We start from the raw sequence: 16961 nt of genomic DNA, 5'->3' as shown, positions 1-16961 counted from the left end.
GAGACGCGCAAAACGGAACCGCGAACACAAAATTAATTATCTATTTTGTGGCGGGGGCGTCGACCATCACCAGGTAGCGCGTCAGCATGCGGATGCGCAGCTGCGGGAAATTGTCGATCAGCAGCTGCAGCGCCTTGTCCGTGTCGTCCAGCGGCAGCACGGCGGCCACGCGGATGCCGGCGATCTGCGCGCGGTCGTAATGCAGCTGGCCGGGGCGGTGGCGGGCCAGCTCGTCGAGCACCTCGGCCAGCGGCTGGTCGTCGACCACCAGCTGGCGCGCGCGCCACGCGTCCTGCACGCTGTCCGCATCGATGGTTGTTAGCGGTCCCACGCCATCGCCCGTGATGCGCGCGCGCTGGCCCGCCCGGACCACGACGGCCGGATGTTGCGGCACCTGCGCGGATACTTTCGATTCCAGCATGTTCAGGATGGTGGCGCCGTCTTCCCTGCGCACGGTGAAGCGCGTACCCAGCGCGCGGATCGCCGCCTGGCCGCTGTCGACGATGAAGGGGCGCTGCGCATCCTTGGCCACGTCGACGAGGATGTCGCCACGCACCAGCTCCACGTGCCGCTCGCCCGCGCTGAAATGCACGTTGACGGCGCTGTCGCCGGCCAGGGTGATCCGGCTGCCGTCGGCCAGGGCATGCGTGCGCCACTGTCCCGTGGGACTGCGCAGGTCGGCCAGCAGGTAGGCGGGGCGTTCGCTGGCCACCATGGTAGTTGTCAGTATCAGCATGGCGACGGTGCCGGCGGCGGCCAGCTGGCGCAGACGCTGGCGGGGACGATCGGGGGCGATGGCCGCCAGCGCGGCGCGCGCGGGGCGGTGGTCGCCGCCCGCCGGTTCGCGCACGGCGTGCAATTGGCGCAGCAGGTTTTCCATGCCGGCCGCCGCCGTCGCATGCAGCGGGTCGGCCGCCTTCCACGCGGCGTAGCCGGAGCGTGCCTGTTCGCGCTCGGCCGGGTCGTCCGCGCTGAGCTGCACGATCCAGCGGGCGGCCTGTTCGGCGACGATATCCGTGCGCGCGCTGCTCATGCCGCCATGGCCGGGCAGGCGTGGCGGCAGGCCAGCAAGGCTTGCACCAGGTATTTTTGCACCATGCGCGTGGAAACGTTCAGCTGCGCGGCGACGGCGGCCTGCGGCTGTTCTTCCAGGTAGTGCAGCAAGAAGGCGTCGCGCGCCCTGGCGGACAGGCCCGCCAGCGCCGTGGCGATCTGCCCGAGCGCCTGCACGGCCATCAGGACCTCGTCCGGCGAGGGCGCGCCGGGCAGGCTGTCGGCCAGCAGGGCCAGCTCCGCCAGGTAGCTGCGCTCGAGCACTTGCCGGCGCGCGCGGTCGAGCAGCAAGCGCTTGGCCGTCGTGGACAGGTAGGCGCGCGGCTCGCGCATGCCGAACAGGGCGTCGCGCGAGGCGATGATGCGCACGAACGTGTCTTGCGCCACGTCGGCCGCGCCATGCGGGCAGCTGAGTTTCTTGCGCAGCCAGCCCACCAGCCAGCCATGATGCTCGCTGTAGAGCGACTGCACTTGCTGTTGCAGGCTGGGTTGGATGGCGGACATGGGGTATGAATAATATAAATGAGAATTATTCTCATTGTAAGCGCCAGCAGCGTCTCGCCACAATCCCCGATTGCATGCGGAAGGGGCAGGTGTTGCGCGCAGGCCGCATGCGCGGCAGCCGGTAATGAAAAAACCCGCCGCTGCACGGGGCAGGGCGGGTTTTTCAATGCTGCAAATTCTTGGTGGTGATAGGTGGACTTGAACCACCGACCCCAGCATTATGAATGCTGTGCTCTAACCAACTGAGCTATATCACCAAACAGACCGGTCAGACCGGATGCTGGTTTTGACCAGGGGAAACCTGATCGATGTTCTTTGGTGGTGATAGGTGGACTTGAACCACCGACCCCAGCATTATGAATGCTGTGCTCTAACCAACTGAGCTATATCACCCAACAGCCGAGCATTATCCAGTCTTCGCATTTCCTTGTCAATGCTGGCGCAAAAAAATGTGCGGTTTTTTTGCGTGCTGCAGCGTTGATGATTATTTCAGCAACGGCCGGATTTGCGCCAGCATGGCGCTGGCCGGATCAGCTCCCAGGCAATCGACGACGCTGCGTTCCGGCATCGAACGCAGCCTAAGTCGAGCCTAGCGCTTGGCCAGTTGTTGTGTGGCGACGCTTATGTCAGCAAAGGGAAGATTTGTGCCAGCATGGCGCTGGCCGGATCCGCTCCCAGGCAATCGACGACGCTGCGCTCCGGCATCGAACGCAGCCAGGTGAGCTGCCGCTTGGCCAGCTGGCGCGTGGCGATGATGCCCGTCTCGCGCAGGGTGGCGCGGTCGATGCGGCCATCGAGGTATTCCCAGGCCTGGCGGTAGCCGACGCAGCGCATCGAGGGCAGGCCCGGATGCAGGTCGCCACGGCGGCGCAGCTGCTCCACCTCATCGAGCAGGGCGTCGTTCTTCAGCATCAGGTCGAAGCGCGTGGCGATGCGCGCGTGCAGCACGGCGCGGTCGGACGGCTCCAGCGCGAACGATTGCAGCCGGAAAGGCAGCACGGTCTTTTCGCGCCGGTCCAGCAAGGCCGACATGGGCTGGCCCGACAGGGCGATGATTTCCAGCGCGCGGCCGATGCGCTGCGCATCCTGCGGCGCCAGGCGCGCCGCCGTGACGGGGTCCTGCTCGGCCAGGCGCGCATGCATGGCGGGCCAGCCGATGGCGGCCGCGTCTTCTTCCAGTTGGGCGCGCAAGGCAGGATCGGCGCCGGGCAGGTCGTCGAGGCCATCGGCCAGGCCCTTGAAGTACAGCATGGTGCCGCCGACGAGCAGCGGCAGCTTGCCGCGTGCGGCAATCTCGGCCACCAGGCGCAGGGTGTCATTGCGGAACTGGGCCACGGAATACGCATCGAGCGGGTCGATGATGTCGATCAAATGATGCGGTACCTGGGCCAGCTCGTCTTGCGAGGGCTTGGCCGTGCCGATATCCATGCCCCGGTAGACGAGGGCGGAATCGACGGAAATGATCTCGGACGGGATGGCTTGCGCGATGGCCAGCGCACTGGCCGTCTTGCCGCTGGCCGTGGGGCCCATGATGGCGACGGCCAGGGGGAGGTGTGGGGTGTTTTGCATGTTGACTCGTGTAAGGTGATGCGTAGGTCGGCTTAGCGCAAGCGTAAGCCGACGTGATGACGCCGCTGCAGTGTCGGACTACGCTGCGCTAATCCGACCTACCGTTTACTGGCCGCGCAGGAATAGTTTATCGAGCGCGTTGATCTCGACCTGGACCCACGTCGGGCGTCCATGGTTGCACTGGTCGGCGCGTTCCGTGCTTTCCATCTGGCGCAGCAGGGCGTTCATTTCCTGTGCCGACAGGATGCGGTTGGCGCGCACGGCCGTATGGCAGGCCAGAGTGCCCAGCAATTCGTTCTGGCGCTCGATCAGCACGCGCGAGCCGCCGTATTCGCGCACGTCGCGCAGCACGTCGCGCGCCAGCGTCTGCGCGTCGGCGTTCTTGAGCAGGGTTGGCACGGAGCGCACGGCCAGGGTGGTGGGCGACAGGGCGGCGATATCGAAGCCCAGCGCTTTCAAGGTGTCCTGGTTTTCATTCGCCGTCGACACTTCGATGGCGTCCGCATAGAACGTCACGGGGATCAGCAAGGATTGCACCTGCATGTCCTGGCCCGACACCTGCGCCTGCAGCGCGTTTTTCAGCTGTTCGTACAGGATGCGCTCGTGCGCGGCGTGCATGTCGACCAGTACCAGGCCCTTGGTGTTCTGCGCCAGGATGTAGATGCCGTGCAGCTGGGCCAGGGCAAAGCCCAGCGGATATTCTTCGCGCGCCATCGCTTCGGGCGAGGCGATGTAGGGCTCCACCTGCGTGATTGGCGAGGATGCGCTGCCGCCGCCGAACAGGGCGCCGTAGGCCGCCGTATCCTGGGCCACGCCTGGCGCGTCGGCAAAGAAGGGGCGGGCCGCGCCGGGCGAGGCGGGCGCGAAGGTATTCGTAAATTGCGCACCGAACGAGGTTTGCGTCTGTTCGCGGCGCCAGATGCCGGGGCCACCGTTAGCTGAGCCGGCGTCGCCGCCCAGGGTGGAAGCGGCCGGCAGCGGTGCCGGCACGCTGCCGAAGGCCGTGGCCGACGTCTGCGCCAGCGCGCGCTGCACCGCGTGGAAGACGAACTGGTGCACGGAGCGGCTGTCGCGGAAGCGCACTTCGATCTTCGACGGGTGCACGTTGACGTCGACCAGGGCCGGGTCGAGGTCGAGCGCCAGCACGTAGGATGGAAAACGGTCGCCGTGCAGCACGTCTTGATACGCCATGCGCACGGCATGCACCAGCAGCTTGTCGCGCACGAAGCGCCCGTTGACATAAAAGAACTGGCCGTCGGCGCGCGCCTTGGACGCCGTCGGCAAGCCGGCAAAGCCGTGAATGCGCAGGCTGCCGGCCGATTCGTCCAGCGCCAGGCGCGCCTCGGCGAAGTCGTTACCCAGGATGTGGGCGCTGCGCTTGGCCAGTTCGCTGATATTCCACTGGTCGATGGTGCGGCCATTGTGCGACAGCGAGAACGACACATCGGGCCGCGCCAGGGCGATGCGGCGCACGACCTCGGCGCAGTGTCCGTACTCCGTCTGCTCGGATTTGAGGAATTTGCGCCGCGCGGGCGTGTTGAAATACAGGTCTTGCACGTCGACCGTGGTGCCGTGCGCGCCCGACGATGGCGAAACGCTGCCATTGTGCGAGCCGACGATTTCCCAGGCGTGGGCCGCGTCGGCCGTGCGCGAGGTCACGGTGACGGCGGCCACCGAAGCGATCGAGGCCAGCGCCTCGCCCCGGAAGCCCAGCGTGCCCACGTTTTCCAGGTCGTGCAGGGAGGCGATCTTCGAGGTGGCGTGGCGCGCCAGGGCCAGCGGCAGCTGGTCTTTATCAATGCCGCGGCCGTTATCGGTAATCGCGATGCGTTTCACGCCCCCTTCCTCGAGCCGCACGGTGATCTGCGTGGCGCCCGAGTCGAGCGCGTTTTCCAGCAGCTCCTTGACCACGGCCGATGGCCGCTCGACCACCTCGCCGGCGGCGATTTGCGAAATCAACTGGTCAGGCAGGGCCTGGATCGGGCGGTGGGGCGTGATGGGAGCGTTCATGCGGTAATTATACCGGGGTCAGACCTGCAACGCCGCCAACGCAAAGCGTAGCGCCAACGTTCTTGGGGTCAGACCCTCAACACCGTTAACACAAAATTTGGCGCCAACGTACCCGGGGGTCTGACCCCAGTCTTGGTCCCTATTTACTTCCCCACTTCCCGCACCGGTATCGGCGCATTGCACAGGTCGACATGGCCGGCGGCGACCTTGCTCCACGGGCCGCCGCGGTGGCGCTGGGCCGACAGCACGGCCTGGTAGGCGGCGCTGTCGGTGCGCATCACTTCCAGCTGGCTGCGCTGCTCCGGCGGCAGGTCGGCGGCCAGGCGGATAGCCTTGATCGGCACGTTTTTCTCGGGACTGTCATAAAAGCCCATGGGCGCCGTGCCCCGTGGCAAGGTCGACAACAGGGGCATGCCGGCGACGACCCGGCCGATCACCGTGATGTCGCGGTCCAGGTGCCGGGGCGACTGGCCGATGACGGCATACAGCTCCGTGCCGCCGCCGCTGTCGCTGCCATTGTCGCGCCCGACACCGACGGTCGCATAGCAATGCGTGAGCCAGGCCGTGCCGCTCTTCGGATCGCGCGCGGAGGGGAAGCCGTTCGAATGCCCCACTTGCGGCGCATAGCCATCGACGTCAGGCAGGCGCGTGAAGCTCTTGATATTTGTCAAAGGCACCGTGAATTCGCCGGGCAGGGTGCGCCGCGCATGCTGGATCGGCTTGGGATGTTTCTCGTTCGGATCACCCCATTGCACTACCCAGTTGTCCTGCGCGCGCGTGATGGCCAGGCCGTCGTAATACTGTTCGGCTACCAGCGCCTTGATGTTGGCCACGTGCTGCGGCGCGAATTCGGGCGCCAGTTCCATCACCACGCGGCCGGCGGGAATCTCCAGGTACAGCGTGTTGGCCGGATCCAGCGGACGCCAGTCCGCTGGCGTTGACGCCTTGATGGCGTCGGCGATTGTCTTCTGGACGGGCAGTTCGGCAGGCGGCTTGATGCTGATGGGAGCCGCGTGGGCGGGCAGCAAGGCCATGCCCAGCACGGCGGCCATGCCGAGGCCGCTTAATGATGTCAGATGCATGTGTTCTCCTGAGCGGCGCGGGGTGCGCCATATGGAAAGTGTATACCTAAATGGCAATATTTCGATGAATAAACTTTTCATGCCGGCCGCATGCTCATGGCGGAAAACGGGCGTGCAGGCCGGGCTGGCGGAGCTGGAGCGCCTCCTTTCCTTAACCTTTACTTAAAATGCCACGCACCCAGGGGCGTGGCAAAATTAATCCCGAAAAATCGGGCCGCGGACTGCCGCCGCATGGGCGCGGTGGTGTATGATTCCGGCGCTACCTTTAGGGAAAAATATATGGATTTTGTGCAATTCCTCGACATGATTGTCCATGTCGACAAGACGCTGGGTATCTTGATCGAACAGTATGGCACCCTCGTGTATGCGGTGCTGTTTGCCATTATTTTTTGCGAGACAGGCCTCGTGGTCCTGTTTTTCTTTCCCGGGGATACTTTATTGTTTATCGCCGGCGCGTTTTGCGCGACGGGGCAGATGCACCTGGGCTTGCTGATCGGCTTGCTGGTGACGGCCGCCGTGACCGGCAACACGCTCAACTACTGGATAGGCGAAGCCATCGGGCAGAGGGTGTTTACCCACGATTACCGCTGGATCAACAAGGATGCCATGCGCCGCACGCATGAATTCTTTGAAAAGCATGGCGGCAAGACCATCATCCTGGCCCGCTTCGTACCGGTGGTGCGCACCTTTGCCCCATTCGTCGCCGGTATTTCCGACATGACGCATGCGCGCTTCCAGATGTATAACGTGACGGGCGCCCTGCTGTGGGTGGTGGGCCTGGTGACGGCCGGCTACTTCTTCGGCAATATCCCATGGATCCGCGACCACCTGACCTTGATCGTGCTGATCGGTGTCGGCGCGGCGGTCGTTCCGATTGCGCTGGGCGGCATCTGGAAACTCTACAAGAAGATGACGGCCAAGTCGGCCTGAGTCCACCATTGAGCCAGGGCTGATGCGCTGCGGCACTGTCCGCAGCCTGCCCTGGCTTAAGTATTTCCTTCCTGCACTCCTGCTTCGATTCAAGTTTTATTGCTTTACAGCCGTAAACCAGAGGGTATTCTCACTTTCTGGATTTCCATGCGACATTTGAGCGCCCTGTTAGCTTGCAGCCTTGCCGCCCTGGCGGCCATGGCCAGCGCCAAAGATGCCCCCGCTTCGGCGACTGCTGCATCGCCCCATGCGGCCCCCGGCCCGCTCAGCGCGCCAGTGTCCGCCTCGGCGCGAGCCGCCGCCATGAAAACCCTGACCGAGTCGGTCAAGGGCAAGGCGCCCGTGACGGTCGCGCCCACGGCCAGTTCGGCGCGCGACAAGGAAGAGGCTGCCGAAGTCGACTTGTCCGAACGCATCGCGGCGCGCCTGGCGGAAATGCGCGCCACGCAGGCGGCCCGCGCCGCGGCCAGGGCCAAGCGCGCGGCCGTGGTGAAGGCGGCGCCGCCACCGCCGCCGCCCGTGCCGCGCGGCACGCACTGGTCTTACGAAGGGGAAAGCGGACCCGCGAACTGGAGCAAGATCAATGTCGACTGGGCCAAATGCGGCAACGGCAACCGCCAGTCGCCCATCGACATCCGCGACGGCATGAAGGTGGAGCTCGAACAGATCAGTTTTGATTACCATCCTTCCTCGTTCAGTGTGGTCGACAATGGCCACACGGTGCAGGTGGGTGTGAGCGGCGGCAACTACATCACGGTGCAGAACCGCATGTTCGAATTGCAGCAATTCCACTTCCACCGCCCGTCGGAAGAGCGCATCAATGGCAAGTCCTTTGAAATGGTGGTGCACCTGGTACACCGCGATGGCGAGGGCAAGCTGGCCGTGCTGGCGCTGCTGCTGGAGCGGGGAGCGCCGCAATCGACCATCCAGACCGTATGGAACAACCTGCCGCTGGAAAAATTCGAGACCATGCAGCCGACCATTTTGCTCGATCCGGCCGAGATGCTGCCGGCTCGGCGCGATTACTACACGTATATGGGATCGCTCACTTCGCCGCCCTGCAGCGAGGGCGTGCTGTGGCTGGTGATGAAGCAGCCGGTGCAGGCGTCGCCGGCGCAGATGGCGCTGTTCAGCCGTTTGTATCCGCTCAATGCGCGGCCGGTGCAATCCGGTAACGGACGCATCATCAAGGAATCCAACTAAGCGAATTCCAGGTGCTGGCGGCCGGTCCATTCGGCGCCGGCGGCCAGCAGGTCGGGCTGGATCAGGGCAGGCTCGATGCAGATGAAGCGCTGGTATTCGTCGTCGGCCAGGTCGGGCAGGGCGGCCGCGTCCTGCGCGCCGGGGTTCCACACGACGGCATCCGTGAAGCCCTGCTGCTCCAGGCGCAAGGTGTGGCCGCCGGACTGCAGGGTCAGGGCGCCCGGCAACTGGTAATAGATGCGGTCCAGCTTGTCCGCAAACTGCAGCCATTCTTCCGCCTGCAGGGCGTCCTGCGGCGTCTCGTCCGAATAGCGCACGCGCTGCAGGCCGCCAACGCGCGCCTCGCTCAATTGATCGATCGCAAAATAGCTGTGCAGGGCGGCCGAGAACGGAAATGCCTGTTCGCCCGTGTTGTGCACGGACAGCTGCAATTCCAGCGACTGGCCTTGCAGCGCCACGCGCAGGCGCAGGGTGAAGGCCCAGGGCCAACTGGCGGCGATCGCCTCGGGCAGGTCCGTGTGATGCAGGATGAATTGCGCCCATGCGGCGCCATCGGCGTCGCCCGTCGATTCCAGCTGCCAGGTCGCCACGCGCGCAAAGCCGTGGCGCATGCCCGTGCCGCGCGCGCCGAACTGGGGGAAGATCACGGGCACGCCGCCCCGGATGGCGCGGCTGCCGTCGAGGGCGGAGTCGCGGCTGCAGAACAGGCGTTCCTGGCCATCGCTGGTTTGCCACGAGACCAGGTGGCCGCCGTACAGGGTGACGGTCGCCTGCGCGCCGTCGGCGGCGCGGATGGTCATGGCCGGCAGCTGGCCAAAGGTGCTGTTGCTCATGCTAGGCTTTCATGTCAGGTCAAACGGCTTTTCGCCAGCGGCGGATTCTTGGCAAAGTAATTCTTGATGCCGGTGACGATGGCGTCGGCCATCTGGTCCTGGTAGGCGTTGTCGGTCAGCTTGGCTTCTTCCTCCGGATTCGAGATGAAGGCCGTTTCGATCAGGATGGAGGGAATGTCGGGTGCTTTCAGCACGGCGAAGCCGGCCTGTTCGACGGAACCCTTGTGCAGGCGGTTGATGCCGCCGATTTCGCGCAGGACGGCCTTGCCCAGCTTCATGCTGTCATTGATCTGCGCCGTCGTCGACAGGTCGAGCAGCACGCTGGCCAGCTGCTTGTCGTGGTTCTTCACGTTCACGCCGCCGATCAGGTCGGCCTGGTTTTCCTTGTTGGCCAGCCAGCGCGCGGCCGTCGAGGTGGCACCTTTTTCGGACAGCACGAAGACGGAAGAGCCGCGCGCCGTCGGCTGGATAAACGCATCGGCGTGGATGGAGACGAACAGGTCGGCCTGCACCTTGCGCGCCTTTTCCACGCGCATGCCCAGCGGGACGAAGAAATCGGCGTCGCGCGTGAGCATGACGCGCATGTTCGGCTGCAGCTCCAGCTTGGTCTTGAGGCGCTTGGCAATGGCCAGCACCACGTCTTTTTCGCGGCTGCCACGGCTGCCCATGGCGCCAGGATCTTCGCCGCCGTGGCCGGGGTCGAGCGCGATGGTAATCATGCGCAGCACTTTCTGACCGGGCAGGGGGCGCGCTTCCGGGCGCTGTTCCGGACGCAGTTCCGGCACGGGCGGCACGATGGGCTTTGCCGGGGCGACGGCCACGGGCGGCTTGCCGCTGTCGGGCAGGGGCAGCGCGGGCGGCGGCGTGTGCGTATCGGACATCAAGGGCTTGGCCGGGTCGCTCGACCAGTCGCCCTTCTCGATCATCTGCGCGATCAGATCCGGCTCGCGCACGGGATACAGGTCGAAGATCAGGCGGTGATTGTAGGAGCCGGCCGGCGGCAGGGTAAACAGCTGCGGCGTGACTTCCTCTTTCAGGTCGAACACCAGGCGCACGACGTTGGGCCGGTTCTGGCCCACGCGCACCTGCTTGATGTACGGGTCGTTCGACTGGATCTTCGCCACCAGGCCTTTCAAGGTGGGGTTGAGTTCCAGGCCTTCGATGTCGACCACCAGGCGCTCCGGGTCCTTGACGATGAAGTGGGTCGCCTTGAGGATGCTGTCGTTTTCCAGGGTGACGCGCGTGTAGTCTTCGGCGGGCCAGACGCGCACGGCGAGAATTTGCGCCGCCATCGCCGACATCGGTGCGAACACGGACAACAGCAGGGTGCCGCCGGCCTTGAGTACCGTGCGCCGGGTGATAGGCGAGGAGATCAAAGGTTCGGGGCGAATTTGAGACGGTGAAGGCATGACAGACCCAATTCAGAAGACGCTTGCAATTCTACATCACGTCCTGTACCCGCAACGCTCAAATAAATATTCAGGTCCGCCGGCGGCAGCACCGGTTCGGCCTTTTCCGGCCATTCGACGATGCAGATATTGCGGCCGTCGAAGTCTTCGCGAAAACCGGCGTCGAGGAATTCCTCGGCACTGCCCATGCGGTACAGGTCGAAGTGGATGACGTTGACGCTCTGGCCGCCGAGTTGTACCGTGTACGGTTCGGACAAGGTGTAGGTGGGGCTTTTCACGTGGCCCGCATGGCCGGCCGCATGCAGCAGGGCGCGCGTGAGGGCCGTCTTGCCGGCGCCCAGGTCGCCGTGCAGGTAGATCGCCAGGCCCGGCGCCAGCGCGCGCGCCAGCGCGGCGCCCAGCGCGGCGGTGCCGGCTTCGTCGTGGAGGTGGGCTTTGAAGTGTTCGGTCATTATCTTCGGTATCGCATAAAATGGAGGCTGCTGTCATTGTAACCGCCCGCGCCCCTGCCGTTTTCCGTAAAGTCCCTTATGTCCGCCATCGCCACCGATCTTGACCTCCTTGCGCGCTCCATCAAGCAATGGGGGCGCGAGCTGGGTTTTGCCGAGGTGCGCATCGCCGACGTGGACCTGTCGCACATGGAGGCGCCCCTGCAAGCGTGGCTAGATGCAGGGTACCACGGCGAAATGGATTACATGGCCAGCCATGGCATGAAGCGCGCGCGCCCGGCCGAGCTGGTGCCGGGCACGGTGCGCGCCATCAGCGCACGCATGAATTATTTGCCGCCCGCGCTGGGCCAGGACTGGCGCGCGCACGAGGCGGCGCGCGACGCCGACCCTGCGGCGGCCGTGATCTCCGTGTATGCGCGCGGCCGCGATTACCACAAGGTGATGCGTTCGCGCCTGCAGCAGCTGGCCGAGCGGATCAAGGGCGAGATTGGCGACTTCGGCTACCGCGTCTTCAGCGATTCGGCGCCCGTGATGGAGGTCGAACTGGCGCAAAAAGGCGGCTTGGGCTGGCGCGGCAAGCATACCTTGCTGATCAACCGCCAGGGCGGTTCCTTCTTTTTCCTCGGCGAGATCCTGGTCGACGTGCCGCTGCCCGTCGACCCGCCGGAGACCCCGCGCTGCGGCCAGTGCTCGGCCTGCATCACGGTGTGCCCGACGCAAGCCATCCTGGGGCCGTACCGGCTCGATGCGCGCCGCTGCATCTCCTACCTGACGATCGAGCTGAAGGGCGCGATTCCCGTCGAGATGCGCCCCTTGATCGGCAACAAGGTGTACGGCTGCGACGATTGCCAGACCGTCTGCCCGTGGAACAAGTTCGCCCAGCGCGCCGTCGTGCCCGACTTCGACGAGCGCCACGGCCTGGGCAGCGCCGGCATGGTCGAGCTGTTCGCCTGGACGGAAGAGGAATTCAACCGCCGCATGGAAGGCAGCGCGATCCGCCGCATCGGCCACGAGCGCTGGCTGCGCAACCTGGCCGTCGGCATGGGCAACGCTGCCGCCAAGGCCCGGGGCCAGGCCGACCTCGTCGCGGCCCTGCTGTCGCGCCGCGAGCACCCGTCGGCCATCGTGCGCGAACACGTCGAATGGGCGCTGGCCCTGCACGGCATCGATTAGCGCCGGTTTACGCCTGCTTCAAGCGCAGCGCCGACCAGGCGGCGTCGATGGCGACCATGGCCACGCTGGCCAGCCCTGTTTCCTGCGCATACAGGCGAATATCGTCGCGGTGGATATCGCTGCCCGCCTTCATGCCGCCCTTGCGGTAGGCCACCCAGAGCGCGCCGCCGGGCGCCAGGCGCGCCTGCGCCGCTGGCAGGAACTGCTCCAGTTCCGCGCGGCTGCGCGCAAACAGCAAGATCCAGTCGGCGCGCTCTCCTTCACTCACCCGCCGCCCGGCCGGCAACTGCGCCAGCAGGGCCGCATGTTCGCCGCCGTCATTGAGCACGGCCAGGGCCTTGGCATTTTTCACAACCATTTTGTCAAAGGCGGTTTTGTCGGGCATGGCATCGGCGTGCGGATTGAGGAAGGACAAGCATAACAAATTTCTCCTTGACTTATCGATATATCGTTATAAAATGGCGATACCTACTAACGATATATCTTTAAAGAGAAAACATGAGAAACTCACACCACGCAGAACACGGCCATTGCGGCCAGCATCACCATCACCATCACGGCGGGCATCGCCACGAACACCGTCACGAATACTTCATGCACGGCCGCGGCCCGCGCGGCTTCGACGAGCGCGGCGACGGCATGGGCCATGGCGGTCCCGGTGGCCCAGGTGGACGAGGGCGCGGCGAACGGGCCGAGCGCGTCTTCGGCCGCGGCGACCTGCCGCTGATCGTGCTGGCGCTGATCGAAATCAGCCCCCGCCACGGTTATGAAATCATCAAGGCCATCGAGGAGCGTTGCGGCGGCGCCTACGCCCCCAGCCCCGGGGCCGTGTATCCGACCTTGACCTTGCTGGAAGAGCAGGACCATGTGACGTCCTCCGAAAGCGCCAGCGGCAAGAAACTCTACACGATCACGGACCTGGGCCGCGCCTATCTCGACGAGAACCGCGCCCAGGTCGACGGCATCCTGGCCCGCCTCGACATGTTTGCCCGCGTCCAGGCGCGCAACGCCTTGCCCGAGCGCGTGCGCCAGGCCATGCACACCTTGAAACATGCGCTGCTGCTGAACAAGACCAATTGGAGCGAAGCGGAAGCCGAGCGCGTGTCCGCCGTGCTGGAACAGGCGGCGAACGCCATCGTCGACGGCCACTGAGCCCACTTTACAAGGATACGCAATGACTACTGCCTCACCTGCAACACCACGTCCGCATGCCATCGAGCGCGTGCGGCATGACTTGAAACTGCGCGTGCTCACCGTCGTGCGTACCGAACAGCTGACGCCGCACATGCGCCGCATCACGCTGGCGGGCGATGATCTGGAAGGCTTTGTCTCGCCGGCGCACGACGACCACGTAAAGCTGTTTTTCCCCGCCCCGGGCCAGACCACGCCCGTGTTCCCCGTGCTGGGCAATGGCGCCAACCCGATCCAGTACGCGGAAGGGCCGCGTCCCATCGCCCGCAACTACACGCCGCGCCGCTACGACGCCGCGCGGCGCGAGCTGGACATCGACTTCGTGCTGCATGGCGACGGCCCGGCCGCCAGCTGGGCGGCGCAGGCTGCGCCCGGCCAGACCCTGGGCGTGGGCGGGCCGCGCGGTTCCATGCTGGTGCCGCTCGACTTCGACTGGTATGTGCTGGTGGGCGACCAGACGGCCTTGCCGGCGATTTCCCGCCGCCTGGAGCAGTTGCCGGCCACGGCGCGGGCCATCGCCGTGATCGAGACCGTCGACGATGGAGAAAGGGTCGCGCTGGACAGCGCGGCGCAGCTGGATGTGCGCTGGGTGCCGCGCAATGGCCGCAAGGGCCCGCTGTTGCTGGAAGCGTTGGCGCAGCTCGCCTTGCCGCAGGATGGCGACGGCTACGTGTGGGTGGCGTGCGAGCACGCGCAGGTGCAGGGCTTGCGTGGATACTTTATTGAAGCCGGGGTGCCGAAGCAGCATCTGCATGTGGCCAGCTACTGGAAGCATGGGGCGGCGGAGCACCATGAGCATCACGATGCGTGATGGGGGTAGTGGTGTCGGGTTACGCGCTTTGCGCTAACCCGACCTACGCCGACCTGCGTTGCAATATACGGCGTAATCCAACATTGCTGCAATTACTTCAACAACCCCGCCAGCTCCACCGCCGTCTTGACCTGCATCTTGTCGAAGATATGCGCGCGGTGGACTTCCACAGTGCGCATGCTGATGCCCAGCTTGTCGGCCACCACCTTGTTCATCTTGCCCGCCAAAATCAGGTCCAGCACTTCGCGTTCGCGCGTCGACAGGGTGGCCAGGCGCGCGTGCACGGCGGCCAGTTCGCCGGCCTGGCGCGAGTTGGCCAGGCCCTGCTGCACGCGGTCCATCAGGTCGTTGTCGTTGAACGGCTTCTCAAAGAAATCGAAGGCGCCCCGTTTCAGGCTGTCGACGGCCATCGGCACGTCGCCGTGGCCGGTGAGGAAAATCACCGGCAGGCGCGCCGTCAGGTCGCGCTTGACCAGCTGGTCGAACAGGGCGATGCCGTTCATGTCGGGCATGCGCACGTCGAGCAGCACGCAGTCGCCGGCGGCGTCGAAGCTGCCGTCGAGGCTATCGAGGAATTGCTGCGCGCTGGCGTAGCTGCGCGCCTCGATGCTGCGCGAGGCGGCCAGCCAGGACAGGGAGTCGCGCACGACCTCTTCGTCGTCAATGATATGCAGCATGATGTCTCCGGCTTGTCATTTTGTTATCCGTCATTCGTTGTGGCTTGGTGCGGCGCGCGCGGCGCTGCCGGCACGCTGAAGGTAAAGATGGTACCGCCTGCGGGGTTGGCGCCGAAGGTCAGCGCGCCGCCGTGAAATTCGATGGCGGTGCGGCAGATGTTCAGGCCCATGCCCATGCCTTCGGACTTGGTCGAGAAAAACGGCGAAAACAGCCGCTCGGCCACGTCCACCGGGATGCCGTGGCCATGGTCGATCACGTCCACCGTCACCATGCCCTGCTGCGCATCGTGGCTGGCCCGCAGGCGCATGATACGCCGTCCCGGCGCCGCGTCCTGCATCGCCTCGATGGCGTTGCGCGTCAGGTTCAGCAGCACCTGCTCGATCATCACGGGGTCGGCGCGCAGCAGCGGCAGGTCCGGCGGCAGCTCTTCCTGGATGGTGACATAGTATTTGCGTGCCTGCAGGTCGATCAGCGCACGGATGCCGTCGATCAGGGTGCGGATGGCGATATCCTGGCGCTGCGGCTCGCTCTTGCGCACGAAATCGTGCACGCTGCGGATGATCTGGCCAGCCCGCTGCGCCTGGGCGCCCGCCTGTTCCAGCGCAGGTTTCAATGTATTCGGCTCGACGGGCACGCCGCTGTCGATGGCGCGCCGTATCAGGTTCAGCGCACCCGTGGTGTAGCTGGAGATGGCCGCCAGCGGCTGGTTCAGTTCATGCGCCAGCATCGAGGCCAGTTCGCCCATGGTGGCCAGGCGCGAACTGGTTTGCAGCTTTTCCTGCTGCTGGCGATTCAGTTCCTCGACGCGCTTGCGGTCCGAAATGTCGAGCACGGAACCCATCCATCCCGTCTGCTGGCCGTTCTTGTCCACCAGCGGCGCCTCGAAGATCAGCACCGGCACGCGCGTGCCGTCCGGGCGCTGGAAATAGGTTTCGAACTGCGGCGTGGGATTGCCGGCCAGGGCCTTGACGAAGCGCTGCTGGTATTCCTCCAGCGCCTCCGGCACCCAGTAGGGCATGGGCGGCAGGCGGCCCAGGATTTCCTCGGGCGGATAGCCGACGATCTGGCAAAACGCGGGATTCACGTAGGTGACGCGGCCTTCCAGGTCGCGCGCGCGCATGCCCGTCACCAGCGAGTTTTCCATCGCCGTGCGAAACAGCATCTGCTGGCGCAGCGCGCCTTCGGCCACCAGGCGGCGCGAAATGTGGCGCCACAGGGCCAGCAAGCTCCATAGCAAGCCCAGTGACAGGGCGATGACGGAGCCGACCAGCAAATTGGGCAGCAGCTTGGGCTGGCTTTTCACGCTGTCGGTAAACAGGGTGATGCTGGCGCCGGGCACGTCGAGCGCGCGCTTGTGCGTGTACACGCCGTGGCCTGGGCCGGCCGCGGCGCGCCGCGCCAGCACCTTGTCGTCGCGGTCGATCAGCGAAATCTGGTTATCCTGCGCGAACCACCACGGTACCATTTCATCGAGCAGGCTGCTGATCTGGTAGGTCGCCACCAGGCTGCCCGCGTAGCGCTGGCCCTCGAACACGGGCTGGTGATAATCCATCAGCATGGCGCCCGGCGGCACGTCGGGAAAGCCCGTCTGCTGCGACGGCTGGGCGTACTGGCCCCGGTGCAGGCGGCGGGCATTGTCTGCCGCCGTCAGCGAGGCGGGCGAAAACGCCAGGGCATGCGGCAGGCTGCTGTCGCTGGTGGCCAGCACCTTGCCGCTGGCGTCGAGCCACAGCACGCGCTGCAGTTCGCGGCCGTTGCGCAGCATCTGCTGCAGCCGTTCGTGTACTTTTTCCGCCGACAGGGCGCCGCTGGCGATGTCCACGCCCAGGTTGAACAGGCTTTCCTCGTTGCGCGCCAGCTGGAAGCGGATGGTCTGCTCCACCCACAGCGTGTCGGCGATCAGCTGCTCCTGGCGCTCGTTGCTCTCCATCTGGCGCGCCTGCCAGGGCAGCCAGAACAGGATGGACAGGAACAGCAGCAGCAGGATGACGGGCAGCAGCCAGCGCATCGGACTGGAGAGCTTGAAGCGGCGCGCAAGGGTGGGGGGAGTCGTCATGGCTGGCAGG

General features: G+C 65.4%; 16 protein-coding genes and 2 tRNA genes. 5 read left to right on the top strand and 13 right to left on the bottom strand.

Features of this window, described 5'->3' with window-relative positions; all coding sequences use genetic code 11:
• Positions 1 to 40: 40 nt before the first annotated feature.
• The 7 genes from AC3RCJ_RS25245 to AC3RCJ_RS25215 form a co-directional block, all read right to left on the bottom strand.
• Positions 41 to 1033, bottom strand: coding sequence for a FecR family protein (locus AC3RCJ_RS25245; RefSeq protein WP_492959695.1), 993 nt, complete (start codon positions 1031 to 1033; stop codon positions 41 to 43).
• The gene (locus AC3RCJ_RS25240) at positions 1030 to 1557 is read right to left on the bottom strand and encodes a sigma-70 family RNA polymerase sigma factor (RefSeq protein ID WP_492959693.1); all 528 of its coding nucleotides are present in this window, start codon (positions 1555 to 1557) and stop codon (positions 1030 to 1032) included. Before AC3RCJ_RS25240 ends, AC3RCJ_RS25245 begins: the two co-directional genes overlap by 4 nt.
• 180 nt (positions 1558 to 1737) lie before the next feature.
• A tRNA-Met gene (locus tag AC3RCJ_RS25235) sits at positions 1738 to 1814 on the bottom strand.
• A 59-nt stretch (positions 1815 to 1873) separates the two neighbouring features.
• Positions 1874 to 1950, bottom strand: a tRNA-Met gene (locus AC3RCJ_RS25230).
• A 228-nt stretch (positions 1951 to 2178) separates the two neighbouring features.
• Positions 2179 to 3126: a tRNA (adenosine(37)-N6)-dimethylallyltransferase MiaA gene (gene miaA, locus AC3RCJ_RS25225; protein WP_492959691.1), complete on the bottom strand. Its 948-nt coding sequence runs from the start codon at positions 3124 to 3126 to the stop codon at positions 2179 to 2181.
• Positions 3127 to 3231: 105 nt separating this feature from the next.
• The gene (gene mutL, locus AC3RCJ_RS25220; protein WP_492959689.1) at positions 3232 to 5136 is read right to left on the bottom strand and encodes a DNA mismatch repair endonuclease MutL; all 1905 of its coding nucleotides are present in this window, start codon (positions 5134 to 5136) and stop codon (positions 3232 to 3234) included.
• 143 nt (positions 5137 to 5279) lie between these two features.
• Positions 5280 to 6218 (bottom strand): peptidylprolyl isomerase, encoded by a 939-nt coding sequence (locus AC3RCJ_RS25215; RefSeq protein WP_492959687.1) that lies wholly within the window; start codon positions 6216 to 6218, stop codon positions 5280 to 5282.
• A gap of 279 nt (positions 6219 to 6497) precedes the next feature.
• On the opposite strand from AC3RCJ_RS25215, the gene AC3RCJ_RS25210 reads away from it, so the two are divergent.
• Positions 6498 to 7148 carry a VTT domain-containing protein gene (locus tag AC3RCJ_RS25210; protein WP_492959685.1) on the top strand — a complete coding sequence of 217 codons (651 nt, stop codon included), beginning with the start codon at positions 6498 to 6500 and terminating at the stop codon, positions 7146 to 7148.
• Between the two features lie 147 nt (positions 7149 to 7295).
• On the top strand, positions 7296 to 8351 hold the full coding sequence (locus AC3RCJ_RS25205) for a carbonic anhydrase (RefSeq protein WP_492959683.1): 1056 nt from the start codon (positions 7296 to 7298) through the stop codon (positions 8349 to 8351).
• Here the strand turns inward: AC3RCJ_RS25205 and AC3RCJ_RS25200 are convergent.
• The 3 genes from AC3RCJ_RS25200 to tsaE are packed head-to-tail and all read right to left on the bottom strand — an operon-like array spanning position 8348 to position 11045.
• Positions 8348 to 9184 (bottom strand): D-hexose-6-phosphate mutarotase, encoded by an 837-nt coding sequence (locus AC3RCJ_RS25200; RefSeq protein ID WP_492959681.1) that lies wholly within the window; start codon positions 9182 to 9184, stop codon positions 8348 to 8350. The genes AC3RCJ_RS25205 and AC3RCJ_RS25200 overlap by 4 nt on opposite strands.
• A gap of 14 nt (positions 9185 to 9198) precedes the next feature.
• Complete coding sequence (locus AC3RCJ_RS25195; RefSeq protein WP_492959679.1) at positions 9199 to 10593, bottom strand: N-acetylmuramoyl-L-alanine amidase; 1395 nt, start codon at positions 10591 to 10593, stop codon at positions 9199 to 9201.
• Positions 10557 to 11045: a tRNA (adenosine(37)-N6)-threonylcarbamoyltransferase complex ATPase subunit type 1 TsaE gene (gene tsaE / locus AC3RCJ_RS25190; RefSeq protein ID WP_492959677.1), complete on the bottom strand. Its 489-nt coding sequence runs from the start codon at positions 11043 to 11045 to the stop codon at positions 10557 to 10559. The genes AC3RCJ_RS25195 and tsaE overlap by 37 nt, the downstream gene beginning before the upstream one ends.
• A 78-nt stretch (positions 11046 to 11123) precedes the next feature.
• On the opposite strand from tsaE, the gene queG reads away from it, so the two are divergent.
• Entirely contained in the window at positions 11124 to 12215 is a 1092-nt protein-coding gene (queG, locus tag AC3RCJ_RS25185) for a tRNA epoxyqueuosine(34) reductase QueG (RefSeq protein ID WP_492959675.1), read from the top strand.
• Between the two features lie 7 nt (positions 12216 to 12222).
• Here queG and AC3RCJ_RS25180 read toward each other — a convergent pair whose 3' ends face one another.
• Positions 12223 to 12639 carry a DUF3052 family protein gene (locus AC3RCJ_RS25180; RefSeq protein WP_492959673.1) on the bottom strand — a complete coding sequence of 139 codons (417 nt, stop codon included), beginning with the start codon at positions 12637 to 12639 and terminating at the stop codon, positions 12223 to 12225.
• A 170-nt stretch (positions 12640 to 12809) separates the two neighbouring features.
• On the opposite strand from AC3RCJ_RS25180, the gene AC3RCJ_RS25175 reads away from it, so the two are divergent.
• Together AC3RCJ_RS25175 and AC3RCJ_RS25170 are read left to right on the top strand one after the other, a co-directional pair.
• The gene (locus tag AC3RCJ_RS25175) at positions 12810 to 13367 is read left to right on the top strand and encodes a PadR family transcriptional regulator (protein ID WP_492959671.1); all 558 of its coding nucleotides are present in this window, start codon (positions 12810 to 12812) and stop codon (positions 13365 to 13367) included.
• 22 nt (positions 13368 to 13389) lie between these two features.
• Positions 13390 to 14217 (top strand): siderophore-interacting protein, encoded by an 828-nt coding sequence (locus tag AC3RCJ_RS25170; RefSeq protein ID WP_492959669.1) that lies wholly within the window; start codon positions 13390 to 13392, stop codon positions 14215 to 14217.
• 92 nt (positions 14218 to 14309) lie between these two features.
• Here AC3RCJ_RS25170 and AC3RCJ_RS25165 read toward each other — a convergent pair whose 3' ends face one another.
• On the bottom strand, positions 14310 to 14894 hold the full coding sequence (locus AC3RCJ_RS25165) for a response regulator transcription factor (RefSeq protein WP_086143832.1): 585 nt from the start codon (positions 14892 to 14894) through the stop codon (positions 14310 to 14312).
• Between the two features lie 23 nt (positions 14895 to 14917).
• A complete protein-coding gene (locus AC3RCJ_RS25160; RefSeq protein ID WP_492959667.1) occupies positions 14918 to 16951 on the bottom strand; it encodes a PAS domain S-box protein in 2034 nt (677 codons plus the stop codon).
• Positions 16952 to 16961: the final 10 nt, after the last annotated feature.

The organism is Janthinobacterium sp. GW822-FHT07H11 (assembly GCF_058798615.1).
Note: the sequence above shows the minus strand (reverse complement) of the source record. Positions and strands in the feature narration are given on the sequence as shown.